We start from the raw sequence: 22,868 nt of genomic DNA, 5'->3' as shown, positions 1-22,868 counted from the left end.
TAAAGATGCAAGACTGGCCCGGCCTTTGGCAAGACCTTCCTGCTACACAGGTTGACTGGCACTCTGTGTGCTGCATCCTAGCGCACCCCTCCCGCATGAAATTCATCCTTCCGTTTGCCGCCTTGGTTCTTTCCGCTTCGCCGAGCCAGGCTCAAACCACTCTGGAATCCGTCAAAAGCTTTGCCGACCTCGAAAAAGTGGCCGCACAGCTGGCTCTGCAGCCCTATCAGGCGCCCACGCAGCAGCTTGATCCGTTTTTCGAAGGGCTGAAATACGATGGTCACCGGCAGATCCGGTTCCTGCGTGACAAAGCCTTGTTTGCCGAGCAGGGCGATGCATTCCGTGTCGAGTTCTTCCACCCAGGCTGGATGTTCAAAAAGCCGGTCGTCTTTTACAACATCAAGGAACCCCAGACCGTGGGTGTGCCGTTTGATGGCAGCCACTTCGACTATGGGGACCTCAAGGTGCCTGCAGGTGCGAAGAATCCCGTCGGCTATGCCGGCTTCCGCGTGCTGGCGCCCGACTCCCTGGTGAAGCGGCCCTTCGAGTTCATGGTGTTCATGGGGGCCAGTTACTACCGTGCTGTCACGACGCAGCTTGGTTACGGCATCTCCGCGCGCGGCGTGGCGGTGAACACGATCGGCGGCGAACCCGAAGAATTCCCCGACTTCACCCATTTCTGGTTCAAGGAGCCCAAGGCTGGGGAGAAGTCGTTCAAACTGCTCGCGCTGCTCAATGGCCCGAGCATCACCGGCGCTTATGAATTTGAATCCACGCCCGGAATCAGCACCGAGATGAGGATCAAAGCCGCGTTGCACCTGCGCAAGCCGGTCAAGATGCTGGGCATCGCACCCTTTTCGAGCATGTTCTGGTTCGGCGAGAACTCGCATCCAAAGCCCTACGACTTCCGTCCCGAGGTGCATGATTCGGACGGTTTGCAGGTCGAGATCAAGGACGGACCGTCCATCTGGCGTCCGCTGGATGTCAGCCGTGACATGCGCCTGAGCATTTTTGAAACGGACAACCTCAAGGGCTTTGGCCTCGCTGAGCGGGATCGTGACTTCAACAACTTCCAGGATCTCGAAGCCAACTACCATCGCCGTCCGGCGGTGTGGGTGGAACCGGTGAGCGGATTTGGCAAAGGTGCCGTGACGCTCGTCGAACTCTCCAGCGGTGAAGAGACTTGGGACAACATCGTCGCCATGTGGAAGCCCGCGCACCTGCCCGCGACACCTGCAGAGCCGCTCAAAGTCGAGTACAAGCTCCATTGGCTCGATCAGCATTTACCGGGCGCGCTGTGCAGAGTTATCAGCTCACGCCGTGGCTTTGTGATGGACTCAGACGATCATCTTTACGTCGTGGATTTTGCCAAAGGTGCCGAGAATGGCACGGCCAAACCCAAGGACTGGACGCCTGACATTGATGTCGTGCTCAGTGCCGGCGAGGGCAAGGTCCTGGACAAGCGTGTGATGCGCAACAACGAGACCGGCGGCTGGCGTGCCTTTTTCAAGCTCGACATCCCCGAGACCACCAACCTGCTGGAAATCATGATGGAGCTGAAAAACGAGAAGCAGGTCATTTCTGAACGCTGGATGTACCAATGGCGTCGCTAAGTCTCATTGACCTCGGCTGGAACGAGTTCTTCGCGAAACACTTTGAGCCGTTTCGTGCGCAGGGCTGGAAACCCGCGCGCCTGATCCGTGACAACAAGATCAGCTACGGCGCACTGCTTGAAGATGGCACGAATGGCTTCGATGAATTCGAGGTCATCCTCGGTGGCAAAGTTTATCACGAAGCCGAAACCGACGCCGATCTGCCCGCCGTAGGCGACTGGGTGGCTCTGGAAGTCGGTGGCGAGGACGGTGACAACATCATTCGCGCCCGCCTGCCAAGGCAGACCTGCTTCTCACGCAAAGCCTCCGGCTTCAGTGCCGAGGAGCAGGTCATCGCCGCGAATGTGGATGCCGTGATCGTCGTCACCGATTCCGGCCCGGACTACAGCCTGCGCCGCATGGAGCGCTACTTCACCCTCATCTCCCGCAGTGGTGCGAAGGCGGTCGTGCTGGTGAACAAGGCCGATCTCTATCCCGACAAGCAGAACCAGGAGGCCGCCGAGGCCATTCGTGCGCTCAATGCCGATGCCGACGTGCATGTGACCAGCGTGAAGAAGCGCAAAGGCCTCAAGGTGCTGAAAGACTACCTCAAGCGTGGCCAAAGCGTGGCCGTGATCGGCTCCAGTGGTGTGGGCAAGTCCGCGCTCGTCAATCTCCTGCTAGGTGAAGACTGGCAGTGGGTGGATGAGGTGAACGAAGTCACCGGCAAAGGCCGCCACACCACCACCGCACGCGAACTGCTCGTGCTCGACAGGGGCGGCATCCTCATCGACAACCCTGGCATCAAAGAGGTGCAGATGTGGACGAATGAAACCACGCTGCGTGAACGCTTTGCCGACATCGAAGAACTCGCCCAGCGCTGCAAATACGGTGACTGCAAACACGGCACCGATGCCGGCTGCGCCATCCGCACCGCCGTGGAGTCCGGAGCCCTGGATGCAGAGCGCTACGAAGGCTATCTAAAGCTGGAGGATGAAATCGCCAAGCTGCGCAAACAGCGCAAAAAGCGCCAGATGACCGTCGAACGCCGCAACAAGCGCGATCACAAAATCAAGGCGCGCAATCGCGTCGATCGCGAGGATATCGAGCGCGATTTGAAGCCACGCAAGTAATCTGCACCCATGCCTCCCCAGCCCCCTCCCACCCGCACCGGACTCGCACGCGCCATGTCCAAGCTCGGCTTCTGCTCACGCAGCCGCGCCACCGAGTTGATTCGCATGGGCAAGGTGAAGGTGAACCTCGTCGTGCGGAAAAATCCCGAGTTCCCTGTGATCCTCAAAAAGGACGTCATCATCATGGACGACGTCAGCATCAATCAGGCACCTCGCCTCTACGTCATGCTCAACAAGCCGCGTGGTCTCGTCACCAGCGCCTCGGACGAGCTCGGCCGTGAGACTGTCTTCTCCTGCTTTGAAAATTCCAAGCTCCCCCATCTCTCTCCCGTGGGCCGGCTCGACAAGGCCAGCGAAGGCATGCTGCTCTTCACCAATGACAACGTCTGGGCGGACACCATCACCAATCCCGACACCCACCTCGACAAAACCTACCACGTCCAAATCAGCGGCACCATCGATGAAAAACGTCTCGCGCAGATCAGAGAAGGCGTCGTCGATGAGGAGCTGGGCGATCACCTCTCCGCCAAGGTCATCAAAATCCTCCGCCGCGGTGAGAAGAACATGTGGCTGGAAGTCGTCCTCGATGAAGGCCGCAACCGCCACATCCGCCGCCTTCTCGAAGCCTTCAACATCGAAGTCCTGCGTCTGGTGCGTGTCAAAATCGGCATGCTCGTTCTCGGAAATCTGCCCAAAGGCCAGTGGCGTGAGCTCACGAAGTACGAAGTCCTGAAATCACGCGAGCCGCAGGAACTGCGGTAAGCCGCAGCATCACTTCGCCAGCAGATCCCAGCTTAGTTTAAAGCGTGCCAGATATTTTTTGAGACGGTCGGCATCGTTCATTTTGCTGCGCTTCGTGCGTGAGACAGCGAAGAGCTTCCGTCCCGCATCAGAGAGCGTCTTGCTTTCCCGGCACACCTGCAAAACAAACTCCAGCTGCGCCAGATCAAAGGGATCTATCTCCTCCCTCTGCGCCTTGGTGAGCACGTCGCTCCCTTGGCTGGATGCTTGGTCACCAGCATCCCGCCAGCCTTCACGCAGTCGCGCCGCCTCCGTCTCCACGCACGCCACCGTGATCCTGCCTCGGGGCGCCAGCGTGGCCATGCGCGTCACCGCCGCATTCAGGTCACGGAAATTGGCGCTCCATTTCGCCTCCGGACTCCGGGCAAATTTGAGGAAAGCCTCGCGCGCTTCCTTGTTCATCCGCACCTGACGCCGGTGCGACTTCGCGAAGCGTTCCAGCTCGAAATCAAGATTCGCGGCGATGTCTTCCCGCCGCTCCGCCAGACTCGGCAGCGTGAAGGTCCACAAATTGATGCGCGCCAGCAGATCATCGCGAAACTTGCCCGCTGCGACTTGTGTTCGCAGATCGCGGTTCGTTCCCGCCACAAGCTGGAAATCGCTCTGGACCGCCTTGTCAGCCCCGAGCGGCAGGAAGGTCTTGTCTTCGAGCGCCCGCAGCAGCATCGCCTGCTCGTCGAGCCCAAGCTCGCCGATTTCATCCAGAAAGATAAGTCCCTTGTCCGCCTCCTTCAGCAATCCTGGTCTGTCCGACTGCGCACCCGTGAAGGATCCGCGTTTGTGCCCAAAGAGTGCGGACATCGCATGATCCCCGCGCAGCGTGGCGCAGTTCACTTCCACAAACTTGCCGCCAAGCCCCGCGCGCGAACGCCGCAGATCATAGATGCGGCTCGCCAGCATCGATTTTCCAGCGCCCGTCGGACCCATGATGAGGATCGGCGCTTTGGAGTTAACGGCCACCAGTTCAATCTGCTCGATGAGTTTGTTGAAGCCCTTGCTCTTCGTCGCGATGCCGCTCTTCAGAAAGTCCAGCGTGCGCTCCTGCTCCTGCGCAAAGCGCGTGGAAAGCCGGTCATACTTCGAGAGATCTATATCGATGATCTCATACCTCCCCGATGCTGTCGCATCGCGCCCGCCTTCGCGTGAGGGCGAGGTTTGAAGCAGCCGCGCCGGAATGAAGTTCGCCTCGTTCAGCAGGAACCAGCAGATCTGCGCCACATGCGTTCCAGTCGTGAGATGGATCAAGTAGTCCGCCTTCTCAGGATCAAAGCTGTACCCTCGCACGAAGTCATAGAGCCTCTCATACACCTCCTGGAAATCCCACGGATCAAGCAGCGCAAACTCATGCACCACCACCGTTGTCTCCGGCGATACCTTCTCGATGTCCGCCTTCACCTGCCGCGCCAGCTCCGCAAACTTCGGCTCCACCAGCAGTTCCAGCCGCGCAATCAGCAAGTCCTCCTGCTGACACATCGCCACCGTAGGCCGCCATTTCGACCATCTTTCCGGCCCTGAAGCGCGGTCCAAGTTCGAACCGAGGAATCCGAAAGTGATGATTGGCTTGGTGGCTGGCATTAGAGATAAAAAGCTATCCAAAAAGATAAACAAATAGAATTTAATGATTGAGCCAAATCGAGGGCTAAAAATACGAAAAAACTTTCTTTGCCTGATTCTACAAGGCCTCCAGCCTCATCGGAACCTGCCATTCCAGATCTTGGCACGCTGCTAGCAATAGGTATTGGCACACACAAACGACCAACCCAAACCAACACCATGGCTAGCAAATCTCTCTTTTCGACCCTCCGCGGCGCTCTGGCTCCCAAGGCTGACAGCTTCAATGAAGCCGGTGGCCAGGCCTATCAGCTCACGCCACGTCATGCGCTGGCTCAGTATGCGGCCACGGGTTGCCTGAACCGCACCTATTACGCCACGGCGGAAGATCAGCTCCAGCAGGTGCTGAAGCTGTGCGAGAAAGTCCCGACCGACTTCATCGCCCGCACGGCGCTTCATTGCCGCCAGAAGGGTTTCATGAAGGATGTGCCGGCGCTGCTATGCGCCGTGCTGGCCGCCCGTGATGCCGAACGTCTGGAACTCATCTTTGATCGTGTGATCGATGACGCCAAGATGCTGCGCAACTTCGTGCAGATCCTTCGCTCCGGGGTGACCGGCCGCAAATCGCTCGGCTCTCTGCCAAAGCGCCTCGTGCGCCGCTGGTTCGAGACTCGTTCGGATGAGGCCATCTTCCGTGCAGACGTGGGTCAGTCGCCTTCGCTGGCGGACATCGTGAAAATGGTGCATCCGCATCCTGCCACGAAAAGCCGCGAGGCGCTGTATGGCTACCTCATCGGTCGCCAGCATGATGCCTCGGCTCTGCCACGCATCGTGCGTGAGTTCGAAGCTTGGAAGGCCGATCCTCAGGGAGCTCCTCCCGACGTGCCGTTCCAGATGCTCACCGCACTGCCTTTGACGGCGGAGCATTGGCAGGCCATCGCCCGTCGTGCTCCATGGCAGATGACGCGCATGAACCTGAACACCTTCGCCCGCCACGGCGTGTTCTCCATCAAGGAGATCACCCGCCTGGTGGCCAGCCGTCTGCGCCATGAGGATCAGGTGCGCCGTGCCAAGGTGTTCCCATATCAGCTCCTGGCCGCCTATTTGAACGTCGGCGCGGAAGTCCCGCACGAAGTGAAGGATGCCCTGCAGGATGCCATGGAGATTTCGATCTCCAATGTGCCCGTGGTCTCTGGAAAAGTGATCGTAGCTCCGGACGTCTCCGGGTCCATGCACTCCGCTGTGACCGGTGTCCGCAAGGGGGCCACCAGCAAAGTGCGCTGCATTGATGTCGCCGCCCTGGTGGCCGCCGCCTTCCTGCGTCAGAACCGTGATGCCGAAGTGCTGCCGTTTGAGACCAACGTGGTTCGTGTATCGCTCAATCCCCGTGATTCCGTGATGACGAACGCGCAGAAGCTCATGGCCCTGCCTTGCGGTGGCACAAACTGCAGCGCCGTGCTCATCGATCTCAATGCCCGCAAGGTGCAGGCGGATCTGGTGATCTACGTCTCCGACAACGAATCGTGGATCGACACTCCCTATCACGGCCACTTCGGTGGTTCGTCCACTCGCACAATGAGCGAATGGACGATCTTCAAACAGCGCAATCCGAAAGCCCGTCTCGTGTGCCTGGACATCCAGCCCTACGCGACGACTCAGGCCAAAGAGCGCGAGGACATCCTCAACATCGGTGGTTTCTCGGATGCCGTGTTCAACGTCATCGCCGCCTTTGCCCGTGGCGAACTCACCAGCGCCCACTGGCTCGGCGAGATCGAAAAAACACCCCTATAAACAACCCACACTTTGGAGCCTGGTGAATGCTGGAGCGGACTACATTTCCAACTGTCACGTCTCTCCGACTTCTTGTCACCAGGCTCCATCCCACCTCTTTCTCAAATGATGGCGAATGCCCTGAGGAACTACATTGAATCAATCGGTCGCAGGTTCGATCCCTGCCTGTCATGCGCGAGCGTGGCAGTAGCTCAGTCTCGGTAGAGCAATTGAAATGTTTCTCACCCACCTTGTCGCCGTCACCCTTTTAACCCCTCATCTCAAATCTTGGCGAATGCCGGAGCGGACTACATCGGTAACCAGCGGGTTCGATTCCCGCCCCGCAGCAATGCGGAGAAGTCTCTCCACCCTTGTCGTCACTCTCTTTCATAACCCAATCACTCAAATGGTGACGAATGCCGATGGAACTACATGGCTATTCACCCTCCGGTCGTGGGTTCGAATCCCACCGGTCCCACATTTACGGGACCGTAGCTCAGCCTGGTAGAGCAGAGAACGTTTCATCACACCCTTGTCGTCACCACCTTTTTAAACACAACCATGACATCCCCATTCCACATCACCAACGAAGCCGAAGCCTTCCTTCCCGCCCGCAACAACGCCGGTAAACCGATCACCGTGATCGGTACAGAAGCCATCCGTTCCGGCTTTGACCAGACCTGCATCGACCAAGCTCTCAACTCGCGCTCCGCTCCGGGCGTGACCGATCTCGTGCTCAATCCTGATGCGCATGCCGGTTACGGCGCTCCGGTCGGCTGCGTGATGGTTTCGCCAACCCACATCTACCCAGGTCCTGTGGGCGTGGACATCAAGTGCTCCATGTCCCTCCTGCAGATGAACGTCCCTGCCGATGCGATTGTGGACAAAGCGGTTCGTCGTCAGCTCATCGACGCCATCTTGCTCCGCACCCCCACCGGCGCAGGTCGTGGTCAGCGCGAGGCAAAAAAATCGCGCCGCGTGTCCGAGGCTCTCGGTGTGCAGGTGTGCACTGAAGGTGCCAGCAAAAGCGTGTGCGAAGCCCTCGGCATCCCGCCCGAGTGGGCGCTGCGCTGCGAGGACAGCGCGCACCTCGGCCACGATGGAAACGTCTCCACGCTCCACGAGCGCCTGGACAAGATGCGCTCGTTCAACGGCTTCGCCGGTTTCGAAAACAAAATGATGCAGCTCGGCTCCTACGGTGGTGGAAACCACTTCGGTGAGTGCGAGGTCGTGCAGCTTGCCGATGACGCTGCGATGCGCTCCACCGCCGAGGTCTTCGGTCTGCAGGACAACCACGTCGCCTTCCTCAGCCACTGCGGATCGCGCGGTTTCGGCAACATCCTGGCGCAGCGCCAGTTCAAGGCGCTGGAAGGCTTCTTCCGCACCTGGGGCCTGTCCTTTCCTGCCGAAGACAAACAGCTCGTCTATGCCCCACTCGGCACTCCCGAGGCGGACGCCTATCTCGATGACATGGCTCTCGGGGCCAACTTCGCCACCGTGAATCACATGCTCATCAACGCCCTCGTGCTGGAGGCCTTCCAGGAAGTGCTGCCAGGAACGACAGGCCAGCTCGTGTACTTCATCAGCCACAATATTGCCCGTCAAGAGGTCGTGGACAACCAGCTCGCCTGGGTCCACCGCAAAGGCGCCACCCGTGCCTTTCCAGGTGGCCACCACGCCCTCAAAGACACCCCTTTCGCCGACACCGGGCACCCAATCCTGCTGCCCGGAAATCCGCGCGATGGCTCCGTGGTGATGGTCGCCAAACCCGATGCTGTGAAAAGCTGCTACAGCGTGAACCACGGCGCCGGCCGCTGCATGGGCCGCAAAGCCGCTGCTCGCACGCTCGATCAAAAGAGCGTCGATGCCGATTTCGAAACCCACGACATCCTCTACAACGCCCGCCAGTACCCGATCGACGAAGCCCCCAACGCCTACAAGGATTTCAAAGAAGTCCTCCGCAGCGTCGAAGCCGCCGGTCTCGCCCAGCAGGTCTGCAAACTCAAAGCCCGCTTCGTCATCAAAGACGCCGCGGAGGCCGATGATTAAGCGCTCTCGCATGCCCATTGCTACCCGTGGGGTATGCATCTCTTTATGACCTAGTACCTTTTGTTTACTCTTTGTGAAATCCTCCCCCCTCCTCCAAATCTCCGGCGACTCCGGCGGCGGCCAGCTCCTGCGTTCCTCTCTCTCCCTGTCACTTGCCACCGGTCAGCCCTTCCGTATGACCAACATCCGCGGCAAGCGACCCAAGCCCGGCCTCATGCGCCAGCACCTCACCTGCGTGAAAGCAGCGGCAGCAGTCTGCGACGCCAGCGTCGATGGCGCAGAACTTGGCTCAGTGGAGCTTGTGTTCCGCCCCGGCAAAGTCATGAGCGGCGACTACTCCTTCGCCATCGGCTCCGGCGGCAGCACCACCCTCGTCTTGCAGACCCTGCTTCCCGCACTTTTGCACGCAGAAAAGCCCAGTACCCTGCGCATCGAAGGAGGCACGCACAATCCCATGGCCCCACCCTTCGAGTTCATCGAGCAGTGCTACCTGCCCGTGATTCAAAGCATGGGCGTGAAAGCCACCGCAATTTTGGAGCGCCCTGGATTCATGCAGGCAGGCGGCGGCGTGATCACCGCCGAGATTCATCCCATCAAGAAATGGAAAAAGCTCAAACTCACTGAGCGCGGCGATGCCATGGAAACCTTTGGCCGCGTCCTCCACGCCCATCTGCATCGCGACATCGCGGAGCGCGAAATTGCCACCGCCACCCATCTCCTGGAATGGCCGGCAAATCACATCGAACTGCGCTACGCCAATGACAGCACCGGCCCCGGCAATGCGATCCTGCTCGGCGCTCGTTTCGCCAACGTCTGTGAAATCACCAGCGGCATCGCGCAGCAGGGCAAATCCTCTGAGTCCGTGGCCACAGGCGCGGCGAAAAGCCTGCACTCCTACCTGGCGTCGTCCGCGCCCGTGGGCGCTCATCTCGCGGATCAACTCCTCCTGCCAATGGCCTTGGCAGGCGGTGGCCTCTTTCACACCCTCACCATCACCGACCACACCCGCACAAACATTGCCCTCATCGAGCAGTTCCTGCCCGTGAAGTTCACCGTCGAAGAACTACACCCCGGCGTGAAGCAAATCCGCTGCGGCTGATGCTTGCGAAATCATTGGGTGGTCGATAAATCCAAGGCCGCCAAAAGCGGCCTTCCCTCGCCCCGCCCCTGAGATGCGCTGACAACAAACACTGTCCTTCAGGGAGAGGGGCGGGAGTATGCTTCGTCAGCATTTCCCCGTAGCGACACACACCATCACTCCGCCCACGCCTCACGCAGCAGGCGCAGGTAGTTGCCATGCATGATGTTGGCGATGTCCGCCTCCTTATACCCACGCTTCTGCAGCATCGCAGGAATACGCGAGAGATCCGCGATGGTGTCCAGATCCTCCGGCGTCTGCTCGGTGCCGTAGCCACCATCCAGATCCGTGCCGATGCCGCTGTGCAAAGCATTCCCCGCGAGCTGGCAGACGTGGTCAATGTGATCACAAATGACTTCGAGTTTGAGGCCGGCTTCTTTCGGCGTGGTTTTGCCGCGCACCCAGCCCGGGACCATCATCCACGCATCCAGCGCCGCACCCATGACCCCACCGCGCTCGATCAGGGCCTTGATCTGGTCATCCGAAAACTGGCGTGGATCAGGCACCAGCGCACGGCAGTTGCTGTGGCTGGCCCAGACTGTGCCTTGGTGAATCTCCAGCGCCTGCCAGAAGCATCCGTCGCTGAGATGCGTGACGTCGAGGATCATGCCCAGACGGTCCATCTCCTGGATCAATTCTTTGCCACCCGCAGGCAGGGGTCCCACCTGATCATGGCCCAGCGCGTAACGGCACACGCCATAATGAGCCGGCCCCATCGCACGCAGTCCCTGCTCCCAGGCCTTTTCCAAATGGCCGACGGTGCGGATCGAGTCAGCCCCTTCGAGGCTGAGAATGTAGCCAATGGCTTTTTCGTCATCAGGAATCGAGGTGTCGTTCCAGAGCGCGATCATCTCATCCAGCTCGCGCACATTCGTGATCTGCCGCATCTCACCCGCCTCCTCCATGGCCCGGTACCACGAAAGCTGCCCCTGCGTTTCCGCCCAGGCCTGCTCCGCAGACATCCATCCTGCGATAGGCGATGGCCCCGGCATGCAACCCGCAAGCTGCGTGGCCACGCAGAGCCCCACCTTGCCACGCCGCATGTCCGGAAAGGCGGTAGTGCCACGCGCACGGCCTTTTCCTGTCATCCCTTCCTCGCGCCGGCGAATCTCATGCACAGGCAGGCGCAGGTCGCGATTGAATCCGCCGAGGGCGTTGAGGCTGAGGTCTAGGTGGGCGTCGAAGGTGAGCATGGGAATGGGTGACGAATGATGGAATGACGATGGAGAGAGGCATTCTACGCAGGCGAAATCACATGTCATTCAAAGCGATAGCCTGCACCGTGCACAGTGCGAATAATTCTCGGCTGAGCCGGGTCTTTTTCGATCCGCTTGCGCAGCTGTGAGATGTGCTGGTCCAGCGCGCGGCTTTCCGGGAAATAATCCACCCCCCACACCTCGTCCGCGAGAGTATTGCGATCAATGACCTTCCCACGGCGGTCATAGAGCAGCCGCAGCACCTTCACATCCCGCGGGCTCAGGGCCAGTTCCACCTTGTCCCGGTAGGCCCGCAGCTCCGTCGGGACGATGCGCAGGTCATCCATCGTGAAGTCATCATCGATTCTGCCGCCGCCACGAGACGCCGTGCGGCGAAGAATGGCGCGGATGCGGGCGATGATCTCCTTCACTCCGAAAGGCTTGGTCATGTAGTCATCCGCCCCCAGCTCCAGACCGAGAACTGTGTCGATCTCCTCGGCTTTGGCAGTGAGGAAAAGAATGGGCACTTTTTCATCCTGACGGCGGATCTGTTTGCACACCTCATAGCCGTTGAGGCCGGGCATCATCACATCCAGGCAGACAAAGTCGGGGTTTTCAGCGCGGAAAAAATCGACCGCCTGCAGACCATCGCTGGCGGGGATGACTTGGTAGCCCTCCATGGTCAGCACTTCGCGCAGGGCATCACGCGTATGGTCGTCGTCTTCGGCGATGAGTATTTTGGTCATGACTGGTTGGGGAGGGTGAGAATGAAACGTGCGCCGTCGCGATAATTAGGACATACCGTAAGAGAACCGCCATGCAATTGTGCCAGTTCGCGTGAGATGGTCAATCCGATGCCGGTCCCGCTCACGCCTTCAGCAAGGTCGGAGCGCAGACGTTCAAAAGGCTCGAAAACCGTGCGGCGTTTGCCGGATGGGATGCCGGGCCCATGATCCTCCACAATGATCCGGGTATTGCGCTCATCATGCTCGGTATGAATGGCGATCCACTTGCCGGCATTGGCGTATTTGTCGACATTCGAAATCAGGTTGCCGAGGATCTGTTCGATGGCGTCGGGGTCAGCCATGATGGTTTCCGGCCCGTTAAAGGAGGTGACGATTTCAAACCCCTTCGTCTCCAGCAGCGGCTTCCAAAATTCGGCAATGCGCGAAACGTTTTGGTCCAGTGCCAGCGCCTTGGGCTGAATGGTCAGCTTGTCACGCTGCTGCCTCGCGTAGTTCAGTACGTTTTGGATCAGACGGTCAAGCCGGCACGTTTCAGCCTCCACCACACCGAGCTGCCGTTTCGCGATGCTGTCTCCCTGCGATTCCGCACGATGCGCCGCCATCTCCGCATAGAGGCGGATGTTCGTCAGCGGCGTCTTCAGCTCATGAGAGATCTGATTCACGAACGTCACGCGCTGCTGCGCCACCCGGATCTCACTGGCGCTCTCATGGAAATAGAGCCATCCGACCACAAAGACGAGCACAATGCCGGAACTGACACCGAGCAGAATCGGGAAAAGGTAGGGCTTAGGAAACTCCTCATTCGCGGGCGTGTAGGCCATCTCCCACTGCGAGAGCGGCTCCGAACAGGCCCGGTGAGCCGCTGGCGGGCGCTCAGACCCGGGCAAACGCTTGCCCCATTCGTGCAGCGGGATGCCTTTCACCGTTGTCAGCATCATGCGGCCGGGCGGGATGGCCAGCCCAGGCTGCGGCAGGCGCTGAAACAAGGAGTTCATCAGCATCTGCGGGTTCAGCAAGGCACAGCTCAGGCTGCCGTCGGCAAACCGGTGCCAGTACATGAAAACGGAGTCGCCCACATGCCAGCCGCTCCAGGACATGGGGGCCTCGGCCTGCACCGGACGGTCGTCGATGTGGTAGCCAAATAGTTTGAGGTAGGTCATCCACTCAGATGAGCGCCGATGAAGGGCTGAAGGCTTGCTGGGAACAAAGACACGCTGAAACGGCGGGCCGCCATCCTCCAGGACTGACACAAACTGCGGCATGCTGTCGGGGTTCCGCGTGGACTCTAGAATGGCTTTGATACGGTCTCCGGCTTTGAAAATCTCTCCCGGCTGATAACCGGCCAGGCCCTCGAAAGACTCCACAGGCGCGGTTTCATCTTCGCTAGTCACGGACCAAGTCTGGGCAATCCATGGGTGCTTGGCCAGCCGCTGGGACATCAGACGGGCGGATCCAATGCTCTGCGCCCCCCAGATATCCAGCCGGTCGGTAAGCTGTCGCATGTCATGCAGAAGGTGCTGGTCTGCGGAGCTAAGGCGCTCAGCCAGAATGGCCTGCATGGAGGCGTCGGTGCGCTTTTCTGCATCGCGAATGAGATACGTCCCCAGCCATGCCAGCAGAGCTAGCGGCAGGATCACCAGGATGATGAATAGGATCGTGGAACGGCGTTGAAGCATGCGCGAGACGTTTAATTTAGCCTCACGATTTATCCGGTCATCTAAAATTTATAAAAACCATAAAAAGAACCGGGGCGGACCTTTGGAGTCCGCCCCGGTGATTCGTAGAGTTTCCAACAGCCAGAAGGATAACCACACTTGAGAAAAGGGTGATCATGAGGTCCGGGCCCCTGCCGCGTTCCTTAGATCTGGTGCCACATTCCCACGAACGGGAAAAATTGAGTCAGCCGCTTGTGAGTACGTTGTAAGGAAATTGTAAGGCGTTTTTTTCGTCGGCCCAAATCAGAAAAAATGGCTTTAATTCCGCCGCAAAAAAAGAGCGGGACCTCAGCGGCCCCGCTCTCCTTAAATTTCGCGCATTTTCCCCGGTGGAATTACAGCAGGCACTCCGCGATCTGCACCGCGTTCAGCGCCGCCCCTTTGAGGAGCTGATCACCCACGACCCAGAAGGCCAGCCCATTGTCCAGCGCGCAGTCCATGCGGATGCGGCCCACGGCGCAGTTGTCGCGTCCCGCGATGTCCAGGGCCAGCGGATACTGCTTGGCGGCAGGATCATCCAGCACATCCAGGCCCGGCGCTTTGCTCAGCACTGCACGTGCAGCTTCCACCGTCACAGGCTTTTCAAACTCCGCGCTGATCGCGATGCTGTGCGCGCGGAAGACCGGGATGCGCACGCAGGTCACGGACGCACGGAACTTGTCGTGGTGCATGATCTTGCGGCCCTCGTTCTCCATCTTCATCTCTTCCTTGGTGTAACCGGATTCGAGGAAGGAATCCACGTGCGGGATCGCGTTGAAGGCGATCTGGTGCGGGTACACGTGCGGCTTGCTGTCCAGCTTCGCTGCGTCCCACGCACGGTTTTCACTCGCCCATTCACGGGACTGGTTCGCCAGTTCTTCAATCGCCTGCGCGCCCGTGCCGGACACCGCCTGGTAGCTGGAGGCAAAGATGCGCTTCACTCCAAAGGCCTGGTGCAGCGGATACAGCGCCATCAAGGAGATCGCCGTCGTGCAGTTCGGGTTCGCGATGATGCCCTTGTGGTTCTTCACATCGGCCGCATTGATCTCCGGCACCACCAGCGGCACGGTTGGGTCCTGGCGGAAGAAGGAGGAGTTGTCCACCACCACGGCACCGGCTTTCACCGCATGCGGGGCAAAATCACGCGAGATGCCGCCACCCGCGCTGAACAGCGCGATGTCGATGCCCTTGAAGGAATCCGGCGTCAGCTCCTGAATGGTGATGTCCTCACCCTTGAACTTCAGCTTCTTCCCGGCGCTGCGTGCGGAGGCGAGGAGGGTCAGCTGGCCCACGGGAAACTTGCGCTCTTCCAGGCAGCGGATCATCTCCGCGCCCACAGCGCCTGTGGCTCCGACGATGGCGACATTCTTCAGGGTGCTCATGGTATTCTGACGGTTCTAACGAGGGGGTTGGTTCAAAGGGGGCTGCGATACTACCCCCTCCAGCCGGGGATGCAAGGACCGGGTAAAGAGGGCAACTGCCCTCCCCAATCCTGCTCCTCCTCCCGGGTCCCCAAGAATCGTCCTCGATCCTTCCGCTCCGCTATTTCCAAAATCGCCGCAACGCCCTCAGCCCTCTGCTTTGACGCACAACAGCGCACCCTGACGCACCTGCGCCGTCTTTGACTGTCCCTCACCCAAATTCCCACCTTGACTTCGTGTCAAAAACACACATTACTTCGTGTGTGAAACACACTTACGAATACCCGCGCGCCGCGCTCACCGTGGACTGCGTCGTCTTCGGTTTCGACAGCGCGCAGGCCGCCCTCCAGGTCCTCTTGATCCGCCGTGGCCTCGCCCCCTTCAAAGACCACTGGGCCCTCCCCGGCGGCTTCGTCCGCGTCGAAGAAACCCTCGATGAAGCCGCCCGCCGCGAGCTCGAAGAAGAAACCGGCCTCAAGGACCTCTTCCTCGAACAGCTCTACACCTTCGGCACCGTCAACCGCGATCCCCGCGAGCGTGTCGTCAGCGTCGCCTATTACGCATTAACCAAACCCACCGACCACACCACCACCGCCTCCACAGACGCCGCCGAGGCCCGCTGGTTCCCCGTCACCACCCTCCCCGCACTCGCCTTCGACCACGCCACCATCCTCGACACCGCCCTCGCCCGCTTGCGCGGAAAGCTCACCTACCAGCCCATCGGCTTTGAGCTCCTGCCACCGAAGTTCACCCTCACCCAGCTCCAGCGCCTTTACGAGAGCGTCCTCGGCACCCCGCTCGACAAGCGCAACTTCCGCAAAAAAGTCCTCAGCCACGACCTCCTCCTCCCCCTCAAAGAAACCCACCGCGAAGGCACCCACCGCCCCGCCCAGCTCTTCCGCTTCGATCCCGTGCGGTACGAGAAGCTCAGGAAAAAGGGATTTTTGTTTGAGATATGAAAACCACGACCCTCTACCGCCCTGTTGGCCCTAAAGAGCTGGCCCTGATTGAAGCTTCCGACTGGAAAGCGTTTCCGCCGCGTCTGCCAGAGCAGCCCATTTTTTATCCGGTGATGAACGAAGAATACGCCATCCAGATCGCACGCGACTGGAATGTGCCAGCTTCGGGCTCGGGCTATGTCACCCGCTTTGAGGTGGAGACAGAGTTCCTTACCCGCTATCAAGAGCAGGTCGTCGGTGGTGCCATGCATCGCGAACTGTGGGTGCCTGCAGAGGAGCTGGAGGAGTTCAACAAGCACATTGTGGGTCAGATCAAAGTCACTCAGAGTTTTGGAGCCATTCAGAAACCAAAAATGACATGAACCTGCCTTTCTTCCAAAAGTTGGCGGATTCACGTTCGGTGCTCATCGCTGGTGCTGGAGGTGGGTTTGATGTCTTTGCAGGACTGCCTCTCTATTTCTGGCTCAAACAACAGGGTAAAGCGGTTCATCTCGCCAACTGGTCTTTCGCTGATCTGTCATATTGTGAAGACAGGCCCATGCCCGAAATCGCGCGGGTGAGCCCCAATACATCAGGTTCTACTTCATATTTTCCTGAGCTCTATTTAGCACAATGGCTCGATTCACAGGGCTACGACTCTTCTGTGCATGCTATCCAGCCTGGCGGTGTGCGCCCGGTGAAGTCAGCCTATGCTTGGCTGGCCAAGTCTTTGGCTTTTGACACAATCATTCTCGTGGACGGTGGAACTGACATTCTCATGCGCGGAGATGAAAGTGGTCTCGGAACGCCGCAGGAGGATATCGCATCGCTGGCGGCTGCTCATTCGCTGCCTGCCGAGATTCGTAAATTCGTCGTATGTCTTGGGTTGGGAGTGGACACTTATCACGGTGTCTGCCACGCGCATTTTCTGGAAAATGCGGCGGCTCTTTCGGCCAAGGGTGCTCATTTCGGCACCTGGAGTCTGCTGTGGGAAATGGAGGAGGCGCGGAAGTATGCAGCCGCAGTGGAATATGCCCACGAGCGCATGCCGCGCCGTAGCAGCATTGTAAACAGCAGCATCGTTAATGCGGTGAAGGGGCTGTTCGGAGATGTCCATGCGAGTGATCGCACCCGAGGCTCAAGGCTCTTCATCAATCCACTGATGAGCCAGTACTGGGCCTTTGACCTTGATGCTGTGGCTAAAAACAACCGCTACCTTGATCGCATTCAGACCACGGACACTTACGCCGAGCTGACCCATCGGATTGCCAACTACCACAATCAGCAAAAGCTCCGTCCATGGACGGACATCCCCATCTGAATCATGAAAACCACCCTCGAAGCCCTCCAGGCCGACATCACCACCCTTGACGTGGATGCCATCGTCAACGCCGCCAATTCCTCCCTTCTCGGTGGCGGCGGTGTGGACGGCGCGATCCATCGTGCGGCGGGCGAGGAACTGACCCGTGAATGCATGGGCCTCGATGGCTGCGAAACCGGGCAGGCCAAGATGACTCAGGGCTATCACTTGAAAGCCCGGCACGTCATTCACACCGTTGGCCCTGTCTGGCATGGGGGCAGCCATGGCGAGCCGGAGCTGCTGCGGGCGTGCTATGCGAACTCGCTGAAACTCGCTGCGAAACACGGCCTGAAAAGCATCGCCTTCCCCTGCATTTCCACCGGTGTGTATCGCTTCCCACCAGATCAGGCCGCGCAGATCGCGGTGCAGGCAGTGCGGGAATTCCTCGCCGATCCTTCCTCAATTGAGCGCGTGATCTTCTGCTGCTTTGGCCGGGACGATCTGACACGTTATCAAACCCTGCTCGCATGAAACAAGCGCTCCGCACAGCTCGACACCACGGCTTCCGGCTCTCATTCGTTGACGCCCTGGTGTTGGTGACAGGCGCGGTCTTGAGCGGGTGGCTGGCGAAAATGGATTTTCCTCTCTGGTGGATCGTCCCTGCTGCAGTTGGTCACTTCTTCCTCTTCTGCAATGTCTTCCTCGTCTGGCGACGCTGGGAACTGCTCTGGGCCGCTGCGTTTATCTTCAATGTGGCGGGGCATTTCTCTTTGGAGACATACACTGCCACCCCGGTGCTTCTCTGGCAGGCTCCTGCGACAATCTTGGTGATTGTGTTTCAGATGCGCTCGCCGTGGTATCACGGAATTTTCGCGCGCCAGATCAACCCCCGCCTTGCCGACTACCTCAACGACACTCTTTAATCATTTCCCATGACCACCAGCCCCCTCCTCACCGACCTCTATCAGCTCACCATGGCCGCCGGATACTGGAAATGCGGCAAGGCGGAGCAGGAGGCGGTGTTTCATTTGTTCTTTCGCAAGCTGCCCTTCTCCGGCGGCTACGCCATCGCGGCGGGGTTGGGGGATGTGGTCAAGTGGCTGCAAGGTTTCCACTTCAGCACTGCAGAGCTGGACTATCTCGCCACGCTGCCAGGACGGGATGGAAAGCCGCTCTTCGAGCGCGGCTTTCTCGACTACCTTGCCACCCTCGAATGGCGCTGTGATGTCGATGCCATGCCAGAGGGCACGGTGGTTTTTCCGCACGAGCCGCTGCTGCGCATTCGCGGCCCCCTCATTCATGCCCAGCTCGTGGAAACGGCCTTGCTGAACATGATCAATTTCCAAACGCTCATCGCCACCAAGTCAGCACGTGTGTGTCTGGCAGCACAAGGCGAGCCCGTGCTGGAGTTCGGCCTGCGCCGAGCCCAAGGCCCCGATGGTGCAGTCATGGCCAGCCGCGCCGCCTTCATCGGCGGTTGCGCCTCCACCTCGAATGTCCTCGCAGGCATGACCCACGGCATCCCCGTACGCGGCACGCATGCCCACTCATGGGTCATGTCCTTCGACACCGAACTCGAAGCTTTTGAGGCCTACGCCGAAGCATTGCCCAACAACTGCGTCTTCCTCGTGGACACCTACGACACCCTCGAAGGCGTGCGCCATGCCGTGGCAGTTGGCAAACGTCTTCGCGAGCGCGGCCATGAACTCGCTGGCATCCGCCTCGACTCCGGCGATCTCGCCTGGCTCAGCGTCGAGGCGCGTCGCATTCTGGACGAAGGCGGATTCCCAGACGCCCTCATCGTCGCCAGCAACGACCTCGACGAGCACCTCATTGAAAGCCTCAAGCATCAGGGCGCAAAGATCGGCGTGTGGGGTGTCGGCACGCAAATGGTCACCGGCGGTGCACAGCCGGCGCTGGGCGGCGTGTACAAGCTCGGTGCCATCCGCAACGAGCACGGTGAATGGGAGCCCAAGATCAAGCTCAGCGAGAATGCGGTGAAGGTGAGCAATCCCGGCATCCAGCAGGTGCGCCGCTTCAGCCTGAATGGCGAATTTCGCGGAGATGCCATCTACGATGAGGAGCACGGCTGCCCCGCCCAGGTGGAGATCGTGCATCCCAGCGATGCCTCGCGCAGCAAGCACCCGCCGCAGGGGGCCACGTACGAAGACCTGCTGCAGCCCGTCTTCCGCGCCGGGGCGCTCGTGGCATCTCTCCCCACGCTGCCGCAGATCCAAAACCGTTGCCGCGCGCAGCTCGCCCATCTGCATGCCACGGTGAAACGTCTTCAGCATCCGCATGAGTACCCGGCAGGTGTGGAGAGAACACTGCATGACCGGAAGGTGCAGCTTATTCAAAAAGCGAAATCGTGAATGCTTCCACCGCATTGATCGCCGCCGTGGACGTGTGCTACCACGACCATGGGGCGACCGCCGCCGCCATCCTGTTTGCGGACTGGGCGGACGATCATGCCTTGGCGCAGCATCTCTGCCACATCCCACAAGTGGCCGAGTATCAGCCCGGGCAGTTTTACCGCAGGGAGCTGCCATGCGTGCTGGCGATTTTAAAGCAATTACCGCAGCAGCCTTCACTGATTGTCATCGACGGCCATGTCTGGCTTCGGCCCGGCGAGCCAGGTCTGGGGTGGCATCTTCATGAAGCCACAGGAATCCCGGTGATCGGCGTGGCAAAGACTTCCTTCGACCAGTCCCCGCATGCGGCGCATGTGTTTCGTGGCGAGAGCATGAAGCCCCTCTTTGTCACCGCCATCGGCTTGGATCAGCAGGATGCCGCACGCCAAATCGAATCCATGCACGGCGCGTTTCGTCTGCCCACCTTGCTGAAGCTGGTCGATCACCTCTGCCGCAGCGGCGCTCCAGCGACACCCTCTGACCATCCTCCCGCATGAAAACGCTTCTGCTCATCGACATCCAAAACGACTTCATGCCCGGCGGCGCGCTGGCCGTCTCAGGCGGGGATAAAATCATTCCGCTCGTCAATGCCCTCATTCCACAGTTTGAGCTGATCGTTGCCACGCAGGACTGGCATCCCGCAGAGCATGGCAGTTTCGCGGCGAATCATGCAGGTAAAAGTCCTTTTGAGCCAATCGATCTAGACGGCCTGCCGCAGACACTGTGGCCGGTGCATTGCGTGCAAAATACAGGCGGCGCGCTTTTTGCACCCGGCCTCGACACCCGGCGCATCGATCGTGTGTTCACCAAGGGCATGAATCCGCGCATCGACAGCTACAGCGGCTTTTACGACAACGGCCATCGCGCCTCCACCGGCATGGGAGAGTGGCTGAAAGTCCAGGGCATTATTGAACTCAGCATCGCCGGAGTGGCAACGGACTACTGCGTGAAGTTCACCGTCTTAGACGCCTTGAAAGAAGGCTTCCGTGTGAATCTGATCGCATCTGCCTGTCGCGGAGTGAATCTCCAGCTCGGCGATGTGGATCGTGCCCTGGCAGAGATGCAGGCGGCGGGTGCGGTTATTCAGTCCTGAAGACTACGCAGACAGCGCCTCCCACATCGGGTGGGTGTCCGCAAACATGCGGAAGCGGCAGATTTTGCCTTCCCTCAGATCATACACATGCGCCACAGCGGCGCGCATGGCCTTGCCGGTGGCGGGGGAGGTGCCGCTGTAGTGGCCCAGCACGACCACGCGGCTGCTGGTGCCAAAGATTTCCTCCTCGGTAAAACTGAAGCCGGTCCAGCGCTTGGCATTGGCACGGAAGACATTCTCAATCACCGCGGTGGCCCCTTGCCAGGTGGAGCCGCCGGGAAACCCCGCGCTCTGCTGCCAGACGAGATCGTCGGTGCAGAGCGCGGTGAAGCCTGCATCATCTCCCGCGCGCATGGCGCGATACACTTCGCGGACGGTTTCGAGCGGGGTCATGAAAGCCTGTTACTGTGCCAGCAGACCGCCGTCAATGTTCAGCGAGACGCCGGTAATGAAGGACGCTGCATCGCTGGCCAGGAAGAGCACCGGATTGGCGATTTCCTCCGAGCGCCCCAAACGGCCCACGGGATGCAGTGAGCGCATGTAGTTCAGCGCCTCCTCATTTCCGCCGCCAGTGAAGCGGTTCATCATGTCCGTCTCGATGGCCGCTGGCGCCACCGCGTTTACACGGATGCCGTGCTTGGCATACTCCAGCGCAGCGGCTTTCGTGAGACCTTCCACCGCATGCTTGCTGGCGACATACACGCTCGCGCCGCCCATGCCCACGTGTCCTGCCACGCTGCTCGTATTGATGATCACCCCGCCGCCCTGCTTGAGCATCACCGGAATCTCATGCTTCATGGAGGTCAGCACACCCCAGACGTTGATGTCAAAGACGCGTCGGTAATCAGCCTCGTTGGCATCCACGATGGACCCGGTCAGTTCGACGCCCGCGTTGTTAAAAGCGACGTCGAGTCGGCCATACGTGGCCACAGTCTTCGCCACCAGCGCCGCCACGTCAGCCTCCACGGCCACGTCCGCTTTCACAAAAGTGGCCTCGCCACCGGTGGCTTTGATTTCAGCCACCACCGCCTGGCCTTCGGTTCCACGTCGGCCGCTGACGATGACCTTGGCTCCGGCTTTGGCGAATGCGAGAGCACTGACTTTGCCGATGCCGCTGGTGGCTCCGGTGATGAGTACGACTTTGTTTTGGAATGAGGTTTGCATAGGGATTGGGTCTTGAGGGATGGAGTGTGGGAGAGAGATATGAGGTCAAGCTTTGCCGCCGAAGGAGACGTAGTCGTCGAAATCGAGGAAATCGAACCAAGTGCCGATGTCTTCACGAGCAGACCCGCCCGCCTTGGCAATCTGCGCGCTGATGTACTCGCGGCTTTCGTTGTCAGCAGGCACGGCGGCTTCACGGTACTCGCTCCAGTGGGCGATTTCGTAGTCGCTGCGTTTATGCAGAGCGGTCTTCTCGATCCAGGAGAACATGTCGCCGTCTCCCAGGCCCTTGGCGGCCTCGGCCTTCAGCGCCTCATGGTCGATGCCGGTGAAGCTCAGAAAGCGCTGATCGAGCGGGCAGTTGTAGTGGTACTCTCCGTTCTTGCCGGCGATTTCCGCGCGGCATTTGTCGAGCAGGCGGGGCAGGATCACATAACCGCCGAGGCGGACACGGGGACTGCGCGGGGGGCGTTGAGTGAGGTCGATGGACATGGGCGGGGGTTTTGGTTTGATTTAGGTTTTGGGGATAAATCAGGCGGTCAGGGCGGCTTCGAGGAAGCCCTTGCTCTTCACGCCGGTGATCGTGTTCACGGGCTGACCGTTTTTGAAGACGATCAGCGTGGGGATTGCGCGGATGCCAAAGCGCGCCTGGAGGTCAGGGAAGGCGTCCACATCCACCTTGGCGATGGTGGCACGTCCGGCCTGTTCAGCGGCCAGCTGGTCGAGGATGGGCGACATCATTTTACAGGGGCCGCACCACTCCGCCCAGAAGTCCACGAGGACGGGCTGGTCGGTGCCGGAGAGAGTGGCATCAAAAGTTTCAGAGGTGAGGGCGATGGGTTTCATAGGGTGTGTATGCGGGTTTAGATTAGAC

23 protein-coding genes are annotated in these 22,868 nt (G+C 59.7%); 14 read left to right on the top strand and 9 right to left on the bottom strand.

Annotated features, from left to right (window positions below):
* Window positions 1–95: 95 nt before the first annotated feature.
* From ACILSL_RS15955 to ACILSL_RS15945, 3 genes are read left to right on the top strand one after another with little or no spacing between them, the layout of a single operon-like run.
* Entirely contained in the window at window positions 96–1,613 is a 1,518-nt protein-coding gene (locus ACILSL_RS15955; protein ID WP_395733045.1) for a glucan biosynthesis protein, read from the top strand.
* Window positions 1,601–2,725: a ribosome small subunit-dependent GTPase A gene (gene rsgA / locus ACILSL_RS15950; protein ID WP_395733044.1), complete on the top strand. Its 1,125-nt coding sequence runs from the start codon at window positions 1,601–1,603 to the stop codon at window positions 2,723–2,725. The genes ACILSL_RS15955 and rsgA overlap by 13 nt, the downstream gene beginning before the upstream one ends.
* Window positions 2,726–2,734: 9 nt before the next feature.
* Window positions 2,735–3,487 (top strand): pseudouridine synthase, encoded by a 753-nt coding sequence (locus ACILSL_RS15945; protein WP_395733043.1) that lies wholly within the window; start codon window positions 2,735–2,737, stop codon window positions 3,485–3,487.
* Between the two features lie 9 nt (window positions 3,488–3,496).
* Here ACILSL_RS15945 and rtcR read toward each other — a convergent pair whose 3' ends face one another.
* A complete protein-coding gene (rtcR, locus tag ACILSL_RS15940) occupies window positions 3,497–5,101 on the bottom strand; it encodes an RNA repair transcriptional activator RtcR (RefSeq protein WP_395733042.1) in 1,605 nt (534 codons plus the stop codon).
* Window positions 5,102–5,299: 198 nt separating this feature from the next.
* On the opposite strand from rtcR, the gene ACILSL_RS15935 reads away from it, so the two are divergent.
* The 3 genes from ACILSL_RS15935 (at window position 5,300) to rtcA (ending at window position 9,995) form a co-directional block, all read left to right on the top strand.
* Window positions 5,300–6,868, top strand: a complete 1,569-nt coding sequence (locus tag ACILSL_RS15935; protein WP_395733041.1) for an RNA-binding protein — start codon at window positions 5,300–5,302, stop codon at window positions 6,866–6,868.
* 540 nt (window positions 6,869–7,408) lie between these two features.
* Window positions 7,409–8,896, top strand: coding sequence for an RtcB family protein (locus ACILSL_RS15930; protein WP_395733040.1), 1,488 nt, complete (start codon window positions 7,409–7,411; stop codon window positions 8,894–8,896).
* Between the two features lie 73 nt (window positions 8,897–8,969).
* Window positions 8,970–9,995, top strand: a complete 1,026-nt coding sequence (gene rtcA, locus ACILSL_RS15925; RefSeq protein ID WP_395733039.1) for an RNA 3'-terminal phosphate cyclase — start codon at window positions 8,970–8,972, stop codon at window positions 9,993–9,995.
* Window positions 9,996–10,150: 155 nt separating this feature from the next.
* Here rtcA and ACILSL_RS15920 read toward each other — a convergent pair whose 3' ends face one another.
* The 4 genes from ACILSL_RS15920 to ACILSL_RS15905 all read right to left on the bottom strand — a co-directional run bounded on the left by ACILSL_RS15920 (window position 10,151) and on the right by ACILSL_RS15905 (window position 15,052).
* On the bottom strand, window positions 10,151–11,227 hold the full coding sequence (locus tag ACILSL_RS15920; RefSeq protein WP_395733038.1) for a dipeptidase: 1,077 nt from the start codon (window positions 11,225–11,227) through the stop codon (window positions 10,151–10,153).
* 65 nt (window positions 11,228–11,292) lie between these two features.
* Window positions 11,293–11,976 carry a response regulator transcription factor gene (locus tag ACILSL_RS15915; protein ID WP_395733037.1) on the bottom strand — a complete coding sequence of 228 codons (684 nt, stop codon included), beginning with the start codon at window positions 11,974–11,976 and terminating at the stop codon, window positions 11,293–11,295.
* A complete protein-coding gene (locus ACILSL_RS15910; protein WP_395733036.1) occupies window positions 11,973–13,652 on the bottom strand; it encodes an ATP-binding protein in 1,680 nt (559 codons plus the stop codon). The genes ACILSL_RS15915 and ACILSL_RS15910 overlap by 4 nt, the downstream gene beginning before the upstream one ends.
* A 374-nt stretch (window positions 13,653–14,026) precedes the next feature.
* Window positions 14,027–15,052, bottom strand: a complete 1,026-nt coding sequence (locus ACILSL_RS15905) for an aspartate-semialdehyde dehydrogenase (RefSeq protein WP_395733035.1) — start codon at window positions 15,050–15,052, stop codon at window positions 14,027–14,029.
* 302 nt (window positions 15,053–15,354) lie between these two features.
* Here ACILSL_RS15905 and ACILSL_RS15900 point away from each other — a divergent pair, with 302 nt between their 5' ends.
* From ACILSL_RS15900 to pncA, 8 genes are read left to right on the top strand one after another with little or no spacing between them, the layout of a single operon-like run.
* Window positions 15,355–16,050, top strand: a complete 696-nt coding sequence (locus ACILSL_RS15900; protein ID WP_395733034.1) for an NUDIX hydrolase — start codon at window positions 15,355–15,357, stop codon at window positions 16,048–16,050.
* Window positions 16,047–16,412: a hypothetical protein gene (locus ACILSL_RS15895; protein WP_395733033.1), complete on the top strand. Its 366-nt coding sequence runs from the start codon at window positions 16,047–16,049 to the stop codon at window positions 16,410–16,412. The genes ACILSL_RS15900 and ACILSL_RS15895 overlap by 4 nt, the downstream gene beginning before the upstream one ends.
* Window positions 16,409–17,350: a DUF1152 domain-containing protein gene (locus tag ACILSL_RS15890; protein WP_395733032.1), complete on the top strand. Its 942-nt coding sequence runs from the start codon at window positions 16,409–16,411 to the stop codon at window positions 17,348–17,350. Before ACILSL_RS15895 ends, ACILSL_RS15890 begins: the two co-directional genes overlap by 4 nt.
* A 3-nt stretch (window positions 17,351–17,353) precedes the next feature.
* Window positions 17,354–17,860: an O-acetyl-ADP-ribose deacetylase gene (locus ACILSL_RS15885; RefSeq protein WP_395733031.1), complete on the top strand. Its 507-nt coding sequence runs from the start codon at window positions 17,354–17,356 to the stop codon at window positions 17,858–17,860.
* Window positions 17,857–18,252, top strand: a complete 396-nt coding sequence (locus ACILSL_RS15880; RefSeq protein WP_395733030.1) for a hypothetical protein — start codon at window positions 17,857–17,859, stop codon at window positions 18,250–18,252. The genes ACILSL_RS15885 and ACILSL_RS15880 overlap by 4 nt, the downstream gene beginning before the upstream one ends.
* A 9-nt stretch (window positions 18,253–18,261) precedes the next feature.
* Entirely contained in the window at window positions 18,262–19,701 is a 1,440-nt protein-coding gene (locus tag ACILSL_RS15875) for a nicotinate phosphoribosyltransferase (RefSeq protein ID WP_395733029.1), read from the top strand.
* Window positions 19,698–20,237: an endonuclease V gene (locus ACILSL_RS15870; RefSeq protein ID WP_395733028.1), complete on the top strand. Its 540-nt coding sequence runs from the start codon at window positions 19,698–19,700 to the stop codon at window positions 20,235–20,237. The genes ACILSL_RS15875 and ACILSL_RS15870 overlap by 4 nt, the downstream gene beginning before the upstream one ends.
* Window positions 20,234–20,833: a bifunctional nicotinamidase/pyrazinamidase gene (gene pncA, locus ACILSL_RS15865; protein ID WP_395733027.1), complete on the top strand. Its 600-nt coding sequence runs from the start codon at window positions 20,234–20,236 to the stop codon at window positions 20,831–20,833. Before ACILSL_RS15870 ends, pncA begins: the two co-directional genes overlap by 4 nt.
* 3 nt (window positions 20,834–20,836) lie before the next feature.
* Here the strand turns inward: pncA and ACILSL_RS15860 are convergent, their stop codons facing one another.
* The 4 genes from ACILSL_RS15860 to trxA are packed head-to-tail and all read right to left on the bottom strand — an operon-like array spanning window position 20,837 to window position 22,840.
* Window positions 20,837–21,226, bottom strand: coding sequence for a nuclear transport factor 2 family protein (locus ACILSL_RS15860; RefSeq protein ID WP_395733026.1), 390 nt, complete (start codon window positions 21,224–21,226; stop codon window positions 20,837–20,839).
* A gap of 9 nt (window positions 21,227–21,235) precedes the next feature.
* Complete coding sequence (locus ACILSL_RS15855) at window positions 21,236–21,997, bottom strand: glucose 1-dehydrogenase (RefSeq protein ID WP_395733025.1); 762 nt, start codon at window positions 21,995–21,997, stop codon at window positions 21,236–21,238.
* A 45-nt stretch (window positions 21,998–22,042) separates the two neighbouring features.
* On the bottom strand, window positions 22,043–22,486 hold the full coding sequence (locus ACILSL_RS15850) for a DUF5069 domain-containing protein (protein WP_395733024.1): 444 nt from the start codon (window positions 22,484–22,486) through the stop codon (window positions 22,043–22,045).
* Between the two features lie 39 nt (window positions 22,487–22,525).
* On the bottom strand, window positions 22,526–22,840 hold the full coding sequence (gene trxA, locus ACILSL_RS15845; protein ID WP_395733023.1) for a thioredoxin: 315 nt from the start codon (window positions 22,838–22,840) through the stop codon (window positions 22,526–22,528).
* Between the last annotated feature and the right edge of the window lie 28 nt (window positions 22,841–22,868).

This window comes from Prosthecobacter sp. (assembly GCF_044222345.1).
Classification (GTDB): domain Bacteria; phylum Verrucomicrobiota; class Verrucomicrobiia; order Verrucomicrobiales; family Verrucomicrobiaceae; genus Prosthecobacter.
The sequence above is the reverse complement of the archived record's forward strand: the minus strand, read 5'-3'. Positions and strand labels throughout refer to the sequence as shown.

What these genes read in the sequence shown, in the direction of transcription:
- ACILSL_RS15850 (WP_395733024.1), bottom strand. Translation starts at nt 22,486, where the DNA reads ATGTCCATCGACCTCACTCAACGCCCCCCGCGCAGTCCCCGTGTCCGC.
- ACILSL_RS15920 (WP_395733038.1), bottom strand. Translation starts at nt 11,227, where the DNA reads ATGCTCACCTTCGACGCCCACCTAGACCTCAGCCTCAACGCCCTCGGC.
- ACILSL_RS15880 (WP_395733030.1), top strand. Translation starts at nt 17,857, where the DNA reads ATGAAACAAGCGCTCCGCACAGCTCGACACCACGGCTTCCGGCTCTCA.
- ACILSL_RS15895 (WP_395733033.1), top strand. Translation starts at nt 16,047, where the DNA reads ATGAAAACCACGACCCTCTACCGCCCTGTTGGCCCTAAAGAGCTGGCC.
- pncA (WP_395733027.1), top strand. Translation starts at nt 20,234, where the DNA reads ATGAAAACGCTTCTGCTCATCGACATCCAAAACGACTTCATGCCCGGC.
- ACILSL_RS15855 (WP_395733025.1), bottom strand. Translation starts at nt 21,997, where the DNA reads ATGCAAACCTCATTCCAAAACAAAGTCGTACTCATCACCGGAGCCACC.
- ACILSL_RS15930 (WP_395733040.1), top strand. Translation starts at nt 7,409, where the DNA reads ATGACATCCCCATTCCACATCACCAACGAAGCCGAAGCCTTCCTTCCC.
- ACILSL_RS15905 (WP_395733035.1), bottom strand. Translation starts at nt 15,052, where the DNA reads ATGAGCACCCTGAAGAATGTCGCCATCGTCGGAGCCACAGGCGCTGTG.
- rsgA (WP_395733044.1), top strand. Translation starts at nt 1,601, where the DNA reads ATGGCGTCGCTAAGTCTCATTGACCTCGGCTGGAACGAGTTCTTCGCG.
- ACILSL_RS15875 (WP_395733029.1), top strand. Translation starts at nt 18,262, where the DNA reads ATGACCACCAGCCCCCTCCTCACCGACCTCTATCAGCTCACCATGGCC.
- ACILSL_RS15935 (WP_395733041.1), top strand. Translation starts at nt 5,300, where the DNA reads ATGGCTAGCAAATCTCTCTTTTCGACCCTCCGCGGCGCTCTGGCTCCC.
- trxA (WP_395733023.1), bottom strand. Translation starts at nt 22,840, where the DNA reads ATGAAACCCATCGCCCTCACCTCTGAAACTTTTGATGCCACTCTCTCC.
- ACILSL_RS15955 (WP_395733045.1), top strand. Translation starts at nt 96, where the DNA reads ATGAAATTCATCCTTCCGTTTGCCGCCTTGGTTCTTTCCGCTTCGCCG.
- ACILSL_RS15890 (WP_395733032.1), top strand. Translation starts at nt 16,409, where the DNA reads ATGAACCTGCCTTTCTTCCAAAAGTTGGCGGATTCACGTTCGGTGCTC.
- ACILSL_RS15910 (WP_395733036.1), bottom strand. Translation starts at nt 13,652, where the DNA reads ATGCTTCAACGCCGTTCCACGATCCTATTCATCATCCTGGTGATCCTG.
- ACILSL_RS15915 (WP_395733037.1), bottom strand. Translation starts at nt 11,976, where the DNA reads ATGACCAAAATACTCATCGCCGAAGACGACGACCATACGCGTGATGCC.
- ACILSL_RS15885 (WP_395733031.1), top strand. Translation starts at nt 17,354, where the DNA reads ATGAAAACCACCCTCGAAGCCCTCCAGGCCGACATCACCACCCTTGAC.
- rtcR (WP_395733042.1), bottom strand. Translation starts at nt 5,101, where the DNA reads ATGCCAGCCACCAAGCCAATCATCACTTTCGGATTCCTCGGTTCGAAC.
- ACILSL_RS15945 (WP_395733043.1), top strand. Translation starts at nt 2,735, where the DNA reads ATGCCTCCCCAGCCCCCTCCCACCCGCACCGGACTCGCACGCGCCATG.
- ACILSL_RS15860 (WP_395733026.1), bottom strand. Translation starts at nt 21,226, where the DNA reads ATGACCCCGCTCGAAACCGTCCGCGAAGTGTATCGCGCCATGCGCGCG.